Raw genomic sequence first — 16,658 nt, 5'->3', positions numbered from 1 at the left:
AAAAATAGGTTTATATTTGAAAATATTTAAAATTAATAAAATGATTATAGGTGTATTAAAAGAACCTTCTTTCGAAACAAGAGTTTCTTTACTTGCAGAATCTGCAGCAGCACTCATTAAAAAAGGAAATAAAATAGTTGTAGAATCTGGTGCAGGTGATAAATCCTTTAATAATAACCAAGAATATGAAAAAGTAGGCGCAGAAATTAAATCTAGAGCCGAAGTATTAGAACAAGCAGACATTTTATTGTCTATTCATCCTCTTGAAAATGAGGATTTTGCCAAAGTTCATTCTAAAATTCTCTTAGGTGTTTATCAACCTTTATCTAACGGAGAAAACATCATTAAATCAATTGAAAGAAAAATCACTACTTTTTCTCTAGATATGCTTCCTAGAACGACCAGAGCACAAGCAATGGACGTATTAAGTTCTCAAGCCAATATTGCAGGTTACAAAGCAGTTTTACTCGCTGCTAATTCTTACGGAAGGTATTTCCCAATGTTTATGACTGCTGCAGGAAGTATTGCTCCTGCAAAAATGCTTATTTTAGGAGCTGGAGTTGCTGGTTTACAGGCCATTGCTACCGCAAAAAGATTAGGCGCTGTAGTAGAGGTTTTCGATACAAGACCTGCGGTAAAAGAAGAAGTAATGAGTCTTGGCGCTAAATTTGTAGAAGTAGAAGGCGCTGCAGATGCCAGTACAGCTGGCGGTTATGCAGTAGAACAAACCGAAGAATACAAACAAAAGCAACAACAACGTATCGCTGAAAGTGTAGCAAAATCTGATATCATTATCACTACAGCACAAATTCCTGGTAAAAAAGCTCCGATTTTAATTACCGAAGAAATGCTGAATTCTATGAGAAACGGCTCTGTAATTATAGATTTAGCCGCTTCTACCGGTGGTAATACTCCATTTACTAAAAATAACGAAACGGTAAATTATAACGGCATTTCTATTATTGGAAATTCTTCTCTACAATCTACCATGCCTTCTGACGCAAGTAAATTGTACGGAAAAAATATGGTGAACTTCTTACAACTCATCATTGACAAAGATGCAAACCTTAACCTCAACTGGGAAGACGATTTGGTAAAAGGTGCTTGTATTACCCACAATGGCGAAATTATTAACGATAGAGTAAAATCTATACTCTCTCCTTCAATGAATAACTAAAACAAAATTTTTATGAATATTATAGAGTGGATTTCTCAATACCAACAAATCATCTACATTGTAATTCTGATGATTTTTGTAGGAATTGAAGTGATAGGTCATGTACCTAGTGTACTACACACTCCTCTAATGAGTGGCGCAAATGCGATTCACGGAGTAGTGATTATTGGGGCAATTATTGTAATGGGAAAAGCTGAACCAGACAATTACTTGGCCTTAATTTTAGGATTTCTCGGGGTGATTTTAGGAACGCTTAATGTGGTAGGAGGTTTTGTAGTAACAGATCGAATGCTGGAAATGTTTAGTAAAAAGAAAAAATAGAAAATCATGGGACTACTTACAATATTATACCTCATTGGTTCAGTGACCTTTATTTTAGGGTTAAAAATGCTCTCGAATCCAGCTACTGCTAGAAAAGGAAATTTATTAGCAGCAGCAGGAATGGTAGTAGCCATTTTAGGAACTATTTTTCTTTATCAAGATGAAGAAGGTCAAAAATTAGGAAATTACGGTTGGATTTTTGGTGGAATCCTCATCGGAACAATCGTGGGAGCTCTTGCTGCCAAAAAAGTAAAAATGACGGCAATGCCACAAATGGTGAGCCTTTTCAACGGAATGGGAGGAGCTTGTGCTGCTTTAATTTCTTTGGTTGAATTCAATCACTTATCACACAATACTACTGGCGAAGTAAATTTAGGAACACTTTCTATTATCCTTTTAGGATTAATTATCGGTTCTGTATCATTTGCAGGAAGTATGATTGCTTGGGGAAAACTGAATGGAAACATTAAAAAAGATTTTGCTTTTCCTGGTCAACAATTCTTAAATATCGCTATTTTATTGGCTATTTTGGGATTATCAGTTTATTTGGTTATGACTTTCAGTCCAGAAAATGCTTATTTATTCTATGTCATTTTTGGATTATCTACGCTTTACGGATTACTTTTCGTATTCCCAATTGGTGGTGCAGATATGCCTGTTGTAATTTCACTTTTAAATTCATTTACGGGAGTTGCCGCAGCTTGTGGAGGATTTTTATACGACAACAAAGTAATGTTAACTGGTGGTATCCTTGTAGGAGCAGCTGGAACTTTATTAACCATCTTAATGTGTAACGCCATGAATCGTTCTTTATTAAACGTATTGATTGGTTCATTTGGAGGCGGCGCAAAATCTTCTGGCGGAACTTCTCCTTCTGGCGGAACTGTGAAAGAAATCACGTTGAGCGATACCGCAGTTTTAATGACTTACGCTAGCAAAGTAATGATTGTCCCAGGTTATGGTTTAGCAGTAGCTCAGGCTCAACATGCTTGTCATGAATTAGAAAAATTATTAGAAAGTAAAGGTGTAGATGTTTTCTACGCGATACATCCAGTTGCTGGTAGAATGCCAGGACACATGAACGTACTTTTGGCAGAAACCGATGTTCCTTATGAAAAATTAATGGAAATGGAACAAGCCAATGAAGAGTTCTCAACTGCAGATGTAGTGTTAATTCTAGGAGCAAATGACGTAGTAAACCCTGCAGCAAAAGAAGACACTTCCTCTCCTATTTACGGAATGCCTATTTTAGAAGTTGAATTGACTAAAAACGTCATCGTAAATAAACGCAGTATGAAACCTGGTTACGCAGGAATTGAAAACGAATTATTCTACAGACCAAAAACTTCAATGCTTTTCGGAGATGCAAAAAAAGTTTTGCAAGATTTAATCTCTGAGATTAAAAATCTGTAATACTCTCAAAGAAAACACAGAAATACAAAATCCTATTCAGAAATTATTGAATAGGATTTTTTTTTGTTAAAAAAACTCATACTTCTTACTTCATATTTCATAACTCATATTTCTAAAGCATTTCCTCTTCCAAGAATTCTCTGTCGTTAAAGTAAATTTCAAGTGTTGTATGATGCACATTGTAATGCTCTAATTCATGTTTTACTTTATCTTTCAACTTTTCAATTTCATTGTGAGAAAGTGATTTTTCAACTTGAAGATGAGCAGTTAATGCATTTTCTGTAGTACTTAATGCCCAAATATGAAGATGCTTGAAATCTTTCACTCCTTCTATTCCCAGAATTTGCTCCTTTAATTTATTGAAATCTACTCCTTCCGGAACTCCATCAAGAGCCAATTTTAGACTTTGAGTAAACAAACTCCAAGTTCCGTAGAGAATAACCAAAGCAATCACAATACTCATCACAGAATCTAACCAAAACCAATTGGTAAAGATAATCACAACACCAGCAATTACCACACCCAAACTCACCAAAGCATCTGCAGCCATGTGTAAATAAGCGCCTTTAATATTGAGGTCTTTGTCTTTATCTTTCATGAAAAAATAAGCAGTCAACGCATTGATTATAATACCAATAAACGCCACAATTGCCATTACTTTTCCTTGCAAAGGTTGAGGATTATAAAATCTGAAAACCGCTTCAAAAATAATTCCGCCCACTGCCGCAAAAAGTATTAAAGCATTAAGCAAAGCCACCAAAACCGTCACTTTTTTATAACCGTAAGTATAAGATTGTGTAGCCTTTGAATACATTAATTTAAAGGCAATGAGTGCCAAAATCAAGCTCACTACATCACTGAGATTATGTCCTGCATCTGAAAGCAAAGCCAATGAATTCTGAGACCAACCAACTCCCGCTTCTATAATTACAAAAGCTGAATTAAGGAAAATCCCAATGTAAAAAGCGTTTCTTAGTTTTTTAGAGTTTAAATCTAGCGCTGGAACGTGACTATGACCGTGATCGTGAGAATGCGACATGAAAGATATTTTAGTCAAATTTCGGGATTTTTTTTGAGAAAATTTATGCGAATTGTGTATATTTACGTGTTCGACTTAATTTGAAACAAAGATTTACTCAAAAGCAAACCCTACTAACTCAATGAAACTAAAAATAAAAAATTATCTAATTATTTTTTTTAGATTTTCACTAACCCTTATTTCATTTACTTTACCATTTCTCTTTATTGAAGGAGCATATCAAAATATGATTTTAAAAGGACATTATTTATGGTTTGCTTATTTCATCTTTATATTCTTTATATTAATCTATCAACTTGTAAAAACAGGTTATTATGAGTTGATTCAAGCTAGAATTCAAAATGAAAAATTAATTTATAAGAACTTGTTGTTTTTCAGAAAGGAAATTAAAATAAAAAATTTAACAGGATATAAAAATGGAATTGACGATTCTGGGAACGAGTTTATAACCATATTTAATGATAAAAACAAAAAAATTGCAACACTGAAAATAAATGTTTATGCAAATTTGCCTGAATTTATAATTGCCTTGAATTGTAAAAATATTGGAAACGAATTTACTTTATTACAAAAAATAATAATGAAGATTAAAAAGTTTTTTACAGAGAAATAATAAAAAATTTCCAAATAGAAAAAGTCACAAAATCTAAATTACAAAATGAAAAATTTATTCCTCTTTCTATCATTTATATTCATAACTTCCTGTCAAAAAACATATATTAAGGTTGACAAAACTGCTTTTGATAAAATTGAAGCATTCAAAAAAAAGGAAAAATTTCAGGTAGATATGAAAATATTATACCCTGGTATTGGAAATGAAAAATTAAAGCCTATTTTAACTGAAAAAATAAATTTAGCAGCCAATGATTTTCAAAAAATTATCAAAAGTGGCAATACCGACGAAGAAGAATTTCAAAAAGCAATTAAAATTGGATTAAACAGATTTTCAGACATTTACCTTGAATTAGATACCGAAAATAGAGAAAGAATTTGTGGTTATTTTGAAGAATTAATGGATATCGTTCATCTTAAAAGCTCAGATGGACAATTAAATAATTTTATGTATAATTTTTAACCCAAATAAATAATTTTAAATCTATTCGCAACAAAAAAGTCGAACAAAAGCCCGACTCTATTCATTAATTTCTTTATTTTTTTAATTATTTACTTCTCAGAATTCCTTCTATTAATCAAATAATACACTGGCAAACCAATTAAAATAAGCAGCAATCCTGGCCAAGTGTAATTCGGTTTGTAAATAAATAAAAGTACACAAAACGCTGTTCCTATCAACAAATAAATGATAGGCGTAACAGGATATAACCACGTTTTGTAGCTTCTTTCTGCATTTGGTTGTTTTATTCTCATATAAATTACTCCAAAAACGGTAATCATGTAAAACAAAACAATCACAAAGGAAATCATATCCAATAAATCGCCGTATTGTCCGCTCAAAGCGAGAAGTGAAGCCCATATTCCCTGCATCCAAAGAGATTTTTCGGGAACGCCATTTTTATTATTTTCGATAGCAGATTTTAAGAAAAGTCCATCTTTTGCCATCGTCTGAAAAACTCTAGATCCTGCCAAAACAATTCCGTTGACACAACCAAAAGTAGAAATCATCACCAGAACCGCCATAATAATCGTTCCTACGCTACCAAACATCTTTTCCGAAGCAGCAACAGCTACTCTATCATTCGCAGCAAATGCGATGGAATCTCGGTCTAAAGCATTCAGATAAACGAAATTTACCAAAAGGTAAAGCGTCATCACAGAAATTGTACCCAAAACCATAGATTTTACCACATTTTTCTGTGGATTTTCTATTTCCCCAGAAACAAAAGTCACGTTTTCCCAAGCTACAGAACTGAACACAGAACCAACCATTGCGGCTGCAATTCCACCCAACACGGTAGCTCCAGAGATTTTTTCCCAACCTAATTGTAAAAAATTACCTTTAGCATCTTTGGTGATATTATTAAAAGCTTCCCAATCGAAACTAAAATTATCTGCCAAGAAAGAGTTTTTAACCAAAATAAATCCTAAAAAAATCAAGCCTAAAAGCGCGACAATTTTAGAACCTGTGAAGATATTTTGAAGAAGTTTTCCACTTTCTACACCTCGAGTATTGATGTAAGTGAGCAACAAAATCACCGCAATACCAAGGATTTGAATCCAAGTAATTTTAAATTCGCCACTTTGGAAAAGCGGAGCCGCATCATTGAGCGCGGGAAAAAGATACGCCGAAAATTTCCCAAAAGCTACCGCAACTGCTGCAATGGTACCTGTTTGAATCACGGTAAACATTCCCCAACCATACAAAAATCCGAGTCTTTTCCCGAAAATTTCTGTAATGTAAGTGTATTGTCCACCTGCTTTTGGAAACATCGCCGAAAGTTCGCCATAGCTTAAAGCGGCTGCAACCGTCATAATTCCGGTAATTATCCACACGACGATGAGCCAATATCCAGAACCGAGATTTCTCATCATATCCGCAGAAACAATGAAAATTCCGCTTCCAATCATGGAACCCATCACGAGCATGGTTGCGTCCCAAAGTTTTAATTTTTTATTCATAGAGTTTTTGTTTCAAGTTTAAAATTCAAAATTTACTTCCTTTTGGATTAAGGTAAATAAATTTTGAATTTTTTAAGACTATCAAAGATATTAGAAAATTAAAAAGCCACAAAAATTTGTGGCTCATTGTTTATAAATTGAATAAAATTATTTAGATTTCTACGAAATACAAAATAAACAGTTATTTTGTAAACTTCCAGCATCCATCATCTAACACCCTATTTTTATCCACATTTAGAATTTCCACAATTTTTACAAATCAGGCAACCTTCTTGATAAACCACTTGGTCAGAACCACAATTGCTGCATTTTTGTCCGTCAACTTCAGTTCCATCAGGAATATAGCGCTTTAAAGCTCTTGCAACTCCCGCTTTCCAAGTATTGATAGATTCAGAATCTAGCTCTAATCTGTTGATTAATTCTACTACGTTTTCAATTGGCATTCCGTGTCTTAAAGTTCCTGAAATGAGTTTCGCATAATTCCAGAATTCTGGATTAAATTTATGAGAAAGTCCTTCAATAGTAGTTTTATACCCTCTTAAATTTTTGAATTGGAAATCATATCTAGAAACACCGTTTTCGTCTCTGTTTTTAATGATCAAACCTTCATTTACCCAACGTGGAAGCATAATTCCTTCTTCATCATCTGCCAAACCTGTAAAAATTTCGTAAGGTCTACCATTAACCAAACCTACAAAAGCAATCCATTTTTCTTTATTATTTTGGAATCTCACCACATCAGCTTCTAAAATCTGAGGTCTTTTAGTAGGGAAAGCTTCTAAAGATGAAGTAGCTTCTTCCTCATCTTTTTCTTCCTTTTTATCATCAGCAGCTACCAAAACTCCACTTCTAGAACCATCTCTGTAAACCGTAACTCCTTTGCAACCCACTTCCCAAGCTTTGATGTAAAGTTGATTCACCAATTCTTCTGTGGCTTCATTCGGAATGTTAATGGTCACCGAAATAGAATGATCTACCCATTTTTGAATGGCACCTTGCATTTCCACTTTGCTGAGCCAATCAATATCATTAGAAGTAGCCTTGTAGTAAGGAGATTTCTCGATTAAATCTTGAATTTCTTCGTTGGAATAATTTTTAGAAATATCATAACCATTCACTTCCATCCAAGTTTTAAAATGATGATGGAAAACAATGTACTCTTCCCAAGAATCTCCCACTTCATCTACAAAATCTACTCTTACATCTTTATCATTAGGATTTACCTTTCTCCTACGCTTGTAAACAGGCAAAAATACCGGTTCAATTCCTGAAGTAGTCTGAGACATCAAACTGGTACTTCCAGTTGGTGCAATGGTTAATAAAGCGATATTTCTTCTGCCATATTTCACCATATCTTGATACAGATTTTCATCTGCTTCTTTTAATCTCAAAATGAAAGGGTTGTTTTTTTCTTTTTCTGCATTAAAAACTTCAAAAGCACCTCTTTCTTTCGCCATTTCTACCGAAGAACGATACGCAGAAAGAGCCAACGTTTTATGAACTTCTACTGAAAACTCATTGGCTTCCTTGCTTCCATATCTTAAATTTAAAGCCGCCAACATATCACCTTCTGCCGTAATTCCTACTCCTGTTCTTCTTCCTTGAAGAGTTTTCTTGCGGATTTTTTCCCAAAGTTGTTTTTCAGTATGTTTTATTTCTTCGTTTTCTGGGTCTTTTTCAATTTTTGCCAAAATTGCATCAATTTTCTCCATTTCCAAATCGATGATGTCATCCATCATTCTTTGTGCATAAGCTGCATGTTTTTTGAATAATTCAAAATTGAATTTCGCTTTTTTGGTAAATGGATTTTCTACGTAAGAATAAAGATTTATCGCAATTAATCTACAAGAATCATAAGGACAAAGCGGGATTTCGCCACAATTATGAACATTAATACCATTGGCATCAAATTCATTAGCACCCATAATTTGGCAGTCAAAAACTTCTTCTTCGCCACAATATTTTATATCTAAAACTTCATCTAAAAAAGTTTCTTTGTACAAACCTCTTTTGTTAAGAGAAGCAATTGCAGTTTCTAATTTAGATTTTTTAAATTCGTCTTTAAAATTTATTAAATCTCTGAAAATCAATACATTATCTTTTGAAATAATCAATTCGTGCTGGTCTTTAATTTTGTAAGATTTCAATCCTCCTTTTCCGTCTGGTAAAAGTTTTTCTTGACTTTCTCTTCTTAATTTTGAAACGGTAGAAAAAATACCTAACCTCAAAAGCATTCTTTGAGCAATTTCTAAATTATATAAATCTGAAGAAGACAATCTCACCGAAATTCCTTTTTCTGTATTATTTAAGACAGTTCCATCTGCATCAAACCAACCACTAAAAAAACCTCTATAAAATTGATAATCAGTTTTTTCTATCGCATCAGAAATTTTTTTGCTCTTATCAAAATTAATTTCTTCACACAATTCATAAAGTCCTTTAGATTTAATGCTGATAATTTTTTTATCATTTCCAGAACCTAAATCGCTTCTATGTTTTACATTATTTTCTAAATATTTTACCGCAATTTCTTTCATTTGAGCATTATTTTCTCCCCAAAATCTTAAAATCGCAGTATTACCATCAAATGTTCCGTCTCCTAATAAATTACCAACTAACCAACCTTTCTCAAAATTGAGTTTAAAATCACCGTCAAAATTCTTTACATTTCTATTATTATTGATGCTAATTTTATCGCCTTTTTTCAGGTTCCCTAGTTCTATCCAATCAAAGGTTTTTTCTTGTCTTTTTTTAGAATTAAGTTTCTTAATTAAATGATTATCAGTTCCTTTTAGTTTCAAACCTCTCTTAGTTGTTATTTCAAAAATAGGTTTAAAACCTGTCTTAAAAAATCCTTCATCTGTAGAAGGAAAAAGATTTCCATCAACCCAAGCAAAATATTTTTTACCTACCAAATCATAAATTCTTTTCGCACCATTTTTAGTCATAATCCAAGTATCACCAGTAAGACAAGGATTGGTAGAAACCGTTTCAAAACCTAAATCTGCATAACAATCTGGAATAGACTCTCTGATAATCGTATCCCAGAATAGAATTCCTGGTTCTGCTGATTTCCAAGCGTTATAGACTATTTTTTTCCATAAATCTTCTGCAAAAATAGTCTTGGTATATTTAGGATTCTTGCTGTAAATAGGATATTTCTGTTGATATTCACTATTAGTTTTTACCGCTTTCATAAATTCATCATCTATTTTCACAGAAATATTCGCTCCTGTTACTTTTCCTTGCTCTAATTTAGCATTGATAAAATCTTCAGAATCGGGATGATTTATCGACACAGAAAGCATTAAAGCGCCTCTTCTTCCATCTTGGGCTACTTCCCTGGTAGAATTAGAATAACGCTCCATAAACGGCGCTAAACCTGTAGAAGTAAGCGCAGAATTCTTTACCGCAGAACCTTTTGGACGAATGTATGACAAATCGTGACCAACTCCACCTCTACGCTTCATGAGTTGAACTTGCTCTTCGTCTATTTTCATAATGCTTCCGTAAGAATCGCTATCATTTCCGTTGCCGATTACAAAGCAGTTTGAAAGCGAAGCAATCTGAAAATTATTCCCAATTCCCGTCATCGGACTTCCTTGCGGAATAATGTATTTAAAGTCTTTTATTAGATCAAAAATTTCTGCTTCGGAAAGCGGATTGGGATATTTTTTTTCTATTCTCGCAACCTCAGAAGCAATTCTTTGGTGCATATCATCAGGTGTTTTTTCATAAATATTCCCATCAGAATCTTTCAATGCATATTTGGTTACCCAAACTCTGGCTGCTAAATCGTCTCCTTTGAAGTATTTTAGTGTTTCTTCATAGGCAAAATTAGTTGTTACCTTCTCCATAGTTATATTTAATTTTTTACGAATCAAAAGTAAATAAAAATACAACTACTTTATGTTAAATTTAACAATGCCTAAAATTTTTTGTAAACTTTTTGAAAAAATAAAAAAATTAAAATATTATCAATCAATTATTTAAGCTAAAAAATTTGTAAACTTTTATGATTAATATCAATTATTCAATTTTTCTATTGAAAATTTTTGTTCACAAAAAAAACTAACTAATTTTCAAAAAAAGTTAGGTTATACGATATAATTCGATTGCTATTTCTAAAAAATCTACTATTCTATTGTGAAATTCTGAACCGCATCTAATTTGGGAAATTTATTTTGAGAAATAAACTTTTTGCCAGTGCAATCTATTTCTTTCCAACCTTTTTTTCTGTGCAGATCTCCCACTTCTACTACAATAGGAACAAAAGATATTTCCTCTTCTCCTTCTTTAATCTCTTCTTTATACTGAACCGCAACATCTAATACGCATTCAAAATCGGTATTAAGTTTCACATTTCTATAAATAACATCAAAATGCGATTCTTTGTTTTCTGGAATTTCGAAATATGTTTCATAACCAAACGTTTTTCTATCTAACAATCCAATACTAGAAAGCGCTGTATATAAAGCAATAGTGTAATATTTTCTAGTCCCAAAACGTTGATAATCATCAGGAAAATGACCACCTTCAAATAAAATTACTGGAATCCCAGCTCTCATGAAATTATCACCAGTAGAAGTTGGGTAAAACTCATCAGAATATCTTGCAATCTGATTAGGAATTTGCATTCTCAATACATTATATATACTAGCAATAACCGCCATACTTTTTTTACGATTTTCGGTAACAGTTCTGTCATAATCTTCTGAAGGCGCTAAAAATGATAAAGTAGCGGGATTTTTACCATCTGTAGAAAAAATTGTTCTCTGTTCGTGCAAATTCAGTGCGTAATCATACTTTTTAGAAAACGCAATTTCTTTTAAGAGCTTCATTTCGCAGCTTGCATTCTGTAAATAGTCTCTATTCATGTCTATATCAAGAGAATTTCTGCGCAACCAAACCTTAGAACCATCCGGATTGAGCATAAAAATGAAATCTAAGGATATATTTTGGAATAATTTCTCTTTAAGGTGAGGTTGAGATTCTAAAGAATACCACAAATCCAACATACAGTGAGTAGAATTACTCTCATTTCCGTGCATCTGAGACCAAGCCAAGACCTTAATATCACCAGAACCATAAGAAAATTGATAAATAGGCTCGCCTAGAGTAGAAGTACCCATTAAAGTAATATAATCGCTGAGATTCTCTTGTAGAAAATTTTGAAGGCTTTTAGGCGAAATATAACGATTTGGGAAATTAGGGTTTTTCTGATACTGAAAAGTAGAATGCATAATGTGGATAAATTTTGAAAACTCAAAAATACTATAAAAAGAATTAATCTCCTAATTAACATTTGTAAATTATTTAAATAATAAAAAAAGTCATAATGTCTGTGGAAAAAATTGTTAATTACATTTTTAATAAATAAAAAATATAAAATATACAAAATCAGTATTTTATGAAATTTATATAAAGTTAATTTATATATTTACTTTAATACTTAAATCTTGTTGGTAAAACCATTTGTAGAGTTATACCATTAAACATTTTTAATGTTAATAAAGTTTTCAGATTTCATATATTTACAAATGTAAAATATTGAAATTTTCTTAATTATGGTTATCTTTGACCACTTAAAATTTTAAAATTTATGTCAAACGAGACTTTGTTTTTACTATCATTTGTAGTATTTATCTTTTTCATATTAGCTTTAGACTTAGGACTATTGCACAAAAAATCAGACACCATCTCGCTGAAACAAGCTGGATTAATGAGTTTTTTTGTGGTTTGTTTGTCTTTAGGCTTTTATTTTTTGTTGATTACTTATGGACATATGCTCCACGGAATTGATAGTATTGAGAAATTACAAACGGTAATTAATAAACATCACCATCCTGTTACAATAATTCCGAATGATTTAGAGCACAGTATTGCACTTTATAATCAGAATTTAGGATTAGAATATCTTACAGGTTATGTAGTAGAATATGCATTATCAGTAGATAATATATTTGTAATCGTGTTGGTATTTACAGCTTTCGGGGTGGCACAAAGAAATTATCACAGAGTTCTTTTTTGGGGCATTTTAGGCGCTATCGTAATGCGTTTCATCTTCATCTTCGTAGGTGCAGCTTTAATTGAGAAATTCAGCTGGATAATGTATGTATTTGGAGCATTTTTAGTATTTACAGGTATTAAAATGTTTGTGGATAAAGATAAAGATGAGGAAATAGATACTCAGAACCACCCAGTTGTAAGATTTGCCAATAAATATTTTAAAGTTCATCCTCATTTTGTAGGCAGTAAATTCTTTGTAAGAATTGACGGAGTTAAGAAACTTACCCCATTGTTCTTAGTTCTTATCATCATAGAATTTACCGATTTGATTTTTGCAGTAGATTCTATTCCTGCAATATTTTCGGTGACTAAAGATCCTTATATTGTCTTCTTTTCAAACATTTTTGCGATTATCGGACTTCGTTCTATGTTCTTCCTATTAGCAGGAATTATCGATAAGTTTAGATTCTTAAAAATAGGTTTAGCAGCATTACTCACATTCATTGGGTTAAAAATGCTAGGACATAGTTATCTAGAAGAATGGGGCTTTACTACTACGCATTCCTTGTTAATCATTGTAAGCATTTTAGGAGCTAGTGTATTCTTCTCATTACTTTTTCCAGAGAAGAAAAAAGACAGGAAACTGAAATTTAATCCAGACGATGAAAAGCATCTTCATCATCACGAATAAAAACTTAAACTCTCAGTAATGAGAGTTTTTTTTGTGCTTTATTAGAAAAATAATTTAGAATTTTAATATTGTAAATTACATAAAATTCTTTATCCATAATGGTTTTAGTCATATTTATACAATTGTGAAATTGTAAATTTTTTCTTTGTTTACAATTGTATTCACTTATGTAAATTATAATTATTACATTTGTAACATGAATATAAATGACAGATTTACTAAAATTTTAGAATATTCTGGATTTACCGCATCAGATTTTGCAGACGAAATAGATGTTCAGCGTTCCAGTATTTCACATATCATTTCGGGAAGAAATAAACCTTCCCTAGAATTCATTGTCAAGATTAAAAACAGATTTCCAGAAATCAATTGGGACTGGATCATTTTAGGTCAGGGAGAAATGCTACAAAATAATTCTGCTCTATCCACTAGCGAATCAAAAATAAATCTAGAGGAAGAAAATTCTTCGCCTGATCTTTTTACATTAATTGATGAAGATTATAAAAATGAAATTTTCATTCAAGAAAATCTTCAAAAAGAAACACCGCGAGAATCTAATACATCTTTCCCTACTCCAAAAAAAGAAAAAATAAGCGATTCTCAGCGATTAGAAGTTCAGGAAGACATTTCAGAAGTTCAAAATATTGTAAATCAATCAATTACAAATTCACCTACTGAAAACAAGATTAAGAGAATTGTTTTCTTCTACGAAAACGGAAAATTTGAAGCTTTTGAACCCTAGTTAATGTGATGATGTGGTGATGTGATGATGTGATGAATAGAAATTAAAAATTCTTAGATTCCATAAAATAAAAAAGCATTCCAAAAATTTTTGGAATGCTTTTATTCTTTTTTCTAGAGAGGTGATTACTTTTTGTAAGCAGCATCTTTGATTCTTGCTCTCTTACCTCTAAGATCTCTGAAGTAGAAAATTCTAGATCTTCTAACTTTTCCTCTTCTATCTACTTCAATTTTTTGTAAAGCAGGCATGTTGATTGGGAAAACTCTTTCTACACCTACATCACCGCTCATTTTTCTGATGGTGAAAGTTTTAGTAGCACCTGTTCCTCTCAATTGGATTACAACTCCTTTGAAGAACTGAGTTCTCGTTTTGTTACCTTCTTTAATTTCGTAATACACAGTAATGGTATCACCAGCTTTGAATTCTGGGAATTCTTTTTTAGCAATGTACTTGTCTTGTACGTACTTTAATAAATCCATTTTTTATAAAAATAATTTTTGGAAAGCTAAACAACGTTCACGGCTTTCGTCAGAGGTTGATTAACAGGTTGCAAAATTATTAATTTTCTTTGAAACAAACAAATATCTTTTGCAATTTTTATTGATAAAAACTGAAATCAATGACAAGTAAATCAATGAGTTATAGGTTAAACATAAAAAACCGCCTCATTTATAAAATGAGACGGTTTAAAATTTATGAAATCTCAGGAAGATTATTTACCTTCTTCCATTCTTTTCTTTAATTCTGCCAAAGCATCAATATCACCAAGTGTAGATTTTTCTTCACCTGAAGAAGATGCAGCTGGTTTAGATTCCTTTGCAGCTTTTTTCTCTTCATCTCTGAAGATACCAGTGTGAGATACTACTACTCTTTTGAATTCTTTGTTGAACTCGATTACTTTGAAATCAGCAGTTTCACCTTTTTTGATTTTAGAACCATCTTCTTTTTCTAATAATCTAGAAGGAGCGAAAGCTTCTACTTCAGCATCTTCGAACTGAACTTGAGCACCTTTATCGAAAACATCTGTAGCTTTTCCTGAGTGAACAGTTCCTTCTGCATATTTAGTTTCGAATTTATCCCAAGGATTTTCAGTCAATTGTTTGTGACCTAAAGAAAGTCTTCTAGCTTCAGTATCTAATTCTAGAACGATTACGTCTAGTTTATCACCTACAGCACAGAACTCAGATGGATGCTTGATTTTCTTAGTCCAAGAAAGATCAGAAATATAGATAAGACCATCAATTCCTTCTTCTAGTTCTACGAATACACCAAAGTTAGTGAAGTTTCTTACAGTACCAACGTGTTGAGAACCAACTGGATATTTAGTTTGGATATCAGCCCATGGATCTGGAGTTAATTGCTTAATTCCTAAAGAAATTTTTCTTTCTTCTCTATCTAAAGTAAGAACTACAGCCTCTACTTCGTCACCAATTTTCACGAAATCACCAGCAGATCTTAAGTGAGTAGACCAAGACATTTCAGAAACGTGGATAAGACCTTCTACACCTGGAGCAACTTCTACGAATGCACCATAGTCAGCAAGAACTACTACTTTTCCTTTTACTTTGTCACCTACTTTTAAGTCAGCAGAAAGAGCATCCCAAGGATGAGCTTCTAATTGCTTCATACCTAATTGGATTCTAGTTTTCTCATCATCGAAATCAAGGATAACCACTTTCACCACTTGTCCGTCTGAAAGGATTTCTGATGGATGGTTAACTCTAGACCAAGAAAGATCTGTAATGTGGATAAGACCATCTACACCTCCTAAATCTATGAATACACCGTAAGAAGTAATGTTCTTAACTGTTCCTTCAAGAACTTGACCTTTCTCTAATTGAGCGATGATTTCTTTTTTCTGACCTTCGATATCAGCTTCGATTAACGCTTTGTGAGATACAACTACGTTTTTGAACTCAGGGTTGATTTTCACCACTTTGAATTCCATAGTTTTACCTACGAATTGATCGTAATCTTTGATTGGTTTAACATCAATTTGAGAACCTGGTAAGAATGCTTCGATACCGAAAACATCTACAATCATACCACCTTTAGTTCTAGATTTTACGAAACCGTTTACGATTTCTCCAGACTCATGGTATTCATTTACTCTATCCCAAGCTTTAAGCGTTCTAGCTTTTTTGTGAGATAATTGTAATTGACCAGATTTATCTTCTCTTCTGTCTACCATTACTTCTACTTCATCACCTACTTTAAGACCTTGGTTGTAACGGAATTCGTTAAGAGAAATTACACCTTCTGATTTGAAATTGATATCTACAATCGCTTCTTTGTCTGTTAATCTTACTACTTTACCGATGATAACATCAGTTTCAGAAAGATCATTAAGAGAACCTTTGTAGATTTCTTCTAAATCATTTTTTTCTTTTCTTGCATCAGCGTCAAGACCTGATTCAAAAGAATCCCAATCAAATTGTTCTGGTGCTACGTTTGCATTTAATAATGCTTCTTGGTTTGTCAATTCAGACATAATAAAAAAATTTGTATTCCTTCTTTTTTAGCTTTGGCATAATGTGGATTCTAAAAAATACGGAAGATGTTAATTACTAATGTTTTACTTCGCCAAAACTACTTCCACAAAAGTGGTGCAAAAATACAAACTTTTTACAAAATAGCAATGCCTTTTTCTGCTAATTTTCAAAGAATTATTCCGCTTAAAATATACTTA

13 protein-coding genes are annotated in these 16,658 nt (G+C 32.4%); 7 read left to right on the top strand and 6 right to left on the bottom strand.

Annotated elements, in window-relative coordinates; translation table 11 throughout:
* Positions 1 to 40: 40 nt before the first annotated feature.
* From KKQ79_RS03810 to KKQ79_RS03800, 3 genes are read left to right on the top strand one after another with little or no spacing between them, the layout of a single operon-like run.
* On the top strand, positions 41 to 1,177 hold the full coding sequence (locus tag KKQ79_RS03810) for a Re/Si-specific NAD(P)(+) transhydrogenase subunit alpha (protein WP_213189057.1): 1,137 nt from the start codon (positions 41 to 43) through the stop codon (positions 1,175 to 1,177).
* A gap of 12 nt (positions 1,178 to 1,189) precedes the next feature.
* Positions 1,190 to 1,498 carry an NAD(P) transhydrogenase subunit alpha part 2 gene (locus KKQ79_RS03805; RefSeq protein WP_213189056.1) on the top strand — a complete coding sequence of 103 codons (309 nt, stop codon included), beginning with the start codon at positions 1,190 to 1,192 and terminating at the stop codon, positions 1,496 to 1,498.
* Positions 1,499 to 1,504: 6 nt separating this feature from the next.
* Positions 1,505 to 2,911, top strand: coding sequence for an NAD(P)(+) transhydrogenase (Re/Si-specific) subunit beta (locus KKQ79_RS03800; RefSeq protein ID WP_213189055.1), 1,407 nt, complete (start codon positions 1,505 to 1,507; stop codon positions 2,909 to 2,911).
* Positions 2,912 to 3,023: 112 nt separating this feature from the next.
* Here the strand turns inward: KKQ79_RS03800 and KKQ79_RS03795 are convergent, their stop codons facing one another.
* A complete protein-coding gene (locus KKQ79_RS03795) occupies positions 3,024 to 3,950 on the bottom strand; it encodes a cation diffusion facilitator family transporter (protein ID WP_213189054.1) in 927 nt (308 codons plus the stop codon).
* Positions 3,951 to 4,071: 121 nt separating this feature from the next.
* On the opposite strand from KKQ79_RS03795, the gene KKQ79_RS03790 reads away from it, so the two are divergent.
* Together KKQ79_RS03790 and KKQ79_RS03785 are read left to right on the top strand one after the other, a co-directional pair.
* Positions 4,072 to 4,563, top strand: coding sequence for a hypothetical protein (locus tag KKQ79_RS03790; protein WP_213189053.1), 492 nt, complete (start codon positions 4,072 to 4,074; stop codon positions 4,561 to 4,563).
* Positions 4,564 to 4,608: 45 nt separating this feature from the next.
* On the top strand, positions 4,609 to 5,025 hold the full coding sequence (locus tag KKQ79_RS03785; protein ID WP_213189052.1) for a DUF4844 domain-containing protein: 417 nt from the start codon (positions 4,609 to 4,611) through the stop codon (positions 5,023 to 5,025).
* 89 nt (positions 5,026 to 5,114) lie between these two features.
* Here the strand turns inward: KKQ79_RS03785 and KKQ79_RS03780 are convergent, their stop codons facing one another.
* The 3 genes from KKQ79_RS03780 to KKQ79_RS03770 form a co-directional block, all read right to left on the bottom strand.
* Positions 5,115 to 6,527, bottom strand: a complete 1,413-nt coding sequence (locus tag KKQ79_RS03780) for an APC family permease (protein ID WP_213189051.1) — start codon at positions 6,525 to 6,527, stop codon at positions 5,115 to 5,117.
* A gap of 224 nt (positions 6,528 to 6,751) precedes the next feature.
* A complete protein-coding gene (locus KKQ79_RS03775; RefSeq protein ID WP_213189050.1) occupies positions 6,752 to 10,384 on the bottom strand; it encodes an LAGLIDADG family homing endonuclease in 3,633 nt (1,210 codons plus the stop codon).
* Between the two features lie 279 nt (positions 10,385 to 10,663).
* On the bottom strand, positions 10,664 to 11,770 hold the full coding sequence (locus KKQ79_RS03770) for a M14 family zinc carboxypeptidase (RefSeq protein WP_213189049.1): 1,107 nt from the start codon (positions 11,768 to 11,770) through the stop codon (positions 10,664 to 10,666).
* A gap of 359 nt (positions 11,771 to 12,129) precedes the next feature.
* Between KKQ79_RS03770 and KKQ79_RS03765 the strand changes: the two genes are divergently transcribed.
* Together KKQ79_RS03765 and KKQ79_RS03760 are read left to right on the top strand one after the other, a co-directional pair.
* Positions 12,130 to 13,227: a TerC/Alx family metal homeostasis membrane protein gene (locus tag KKQ79_RS03765; RefSeq protein ID WP_213189048.1), complete on the top strand. Its 1,098-nt coding sequence runs from the start codon at positions 12,130 to 12,132 to the stop codon at positions 13,225 to 13,227.
* Positions 13,228 to 13,372: 145 nt separating this feature from the next.
* Positions 13,373 to 13,969 carry a helix-turn-helix domain-containing protein gene (locus KKQ79_RS03760; protein WP_347813930.1) on the top strand — a complete coding sequence of 199 codons (597 nt, stop codon included), beginning with the start codon at positions 13,373 to 13,375 and terminating at the stop codon, positions 13,967 to 13,969.
* A 125-nt stretch (positions 13,970 to 14,094) separates the two neighbouring features.
* Here KKQ79_RS03760 and rplS read toward each other — a convergent pair whose 3' ends face one another.
* Positions 14,095 to 14,448, bottom strand: coding sequence for a 50S ribosomal protein L19 (rplS, locus tag KKQ79_RS03755; RefSeq protein WP_069799210.1), 354 nt, complete (start codon positions 14,446 to 14,448; stop codon positions 14,095 to 14,097).
* A 233-nt stretch (positions 14,449 to 14,681) separates the two neighbouring features.
* Positions 14,682 to 16,460, bottom strand: a complete 1,779-nt coding sequence (rpsA, locus tag KKQ79_RS03750) for a 30S ribosomal protein S1 (RefSeq protein ID WP_213189047.1) — start codon at positions 16,458 to 16,460, stop codon at positions 14,682 to 14,684.
* Between the last annotated feature and the right edge of the window lie 198 nt (positions 16,461 to 16,658).

Origin of the sequence: Cloacibacterium caeni (assembly GCF_907163125.1) — a bacterium.
In the GTDB taxonomy this organism is placed as follows: domain Bacteria; phylum Bacteroidota; class Bacteroidia; order Flavobacteriales; family Weeksellaceae; genus Cloacibacterium; species Cloacibacterium caeni_B.
This window is presented reverse-complemented; position numbering and strand designations above follow the sequence as displayed.

Coding starts and splice junctions, on each gene's coding strand:
- KKQ79_RS03810 (WP_213189057.1), top strand. CDS start 41: ATGATTATAGGTGTATTAAAAGAACCTTCTTTCGAAACAAGAGTTTCT.
- KKQ79_RS03805 (WP_213189056.1), top strand. CDS start 1,190: ATGAATATTATAGAGTGGATTTCTCAATACCAACAAATCATCTACATT.
- KKQ79_RS03800 (WP_213189055.1), top strand. CDS start 1,505: ATGGGACTACTTACAATATTATACCTCATTGGTTCAGTGACCTTTATT.
- KKQ79_RS03795 (WP_213189054.1), bottom strand. CDS start 3,950: ATGTCGCATTCTCACGATCACGGTCATAGTCACGTTCCAGCGCTAGAT.
- KKQ79_RS03790 (WP_213189053.1), top strand. CDS start 4,072: ATGAAACTAAAAATAAAAAATTATCTAATTATTTTTTTTAGATTTTCA.
- KKQ79_RS03785 (WP_213189052.1), top strand. CDS start 4,609: ATGAAAAATTTATTCCTCTTTCTATCATTTATATTCATAACTTCCTGT.
- KKQ79_RS03780 (WP_213189051.1), bottom strand. CDS start 6,527: ATGAATAAAAAATTAAAACTTTGGGACGCAACCATGCTCGTGATGGGT.
- KKQ79_RS03775 (WP_213189050.1), bottom strand. CDS start 10,384: ATGGAGAAGGTAACAACTAATTTTGCCTATGAAGAAACACTAAAATAC.
- KKQ79_RS03770 (WP_213189049.1), bottom strand. CDS start 11,770: ATGCATTCTACTTTTCAGTATCAGAAAAACCCTAATTTCCCAAATCGT.
- KKQ79_RS03765 (WP_213189048.1), top strand. CDS start 12,130: ATGTCAAACGAGACTTTGTTTTTACTATCATTTGTAGTATTTATCTTT.
- rplS (WP_069799210.1), bottom strand. CDS start 14,448: ATGGATTTATTAAAGTACGTACAAGACAAGTACATTGCTAAAAAAGAA.
- rpsA (WP_213189047.1), bottom strand. CDS start 16,460: ATGTCTGAATTGACAAACCAAGAAGCATTATTAAATGCAAACGTAGCA.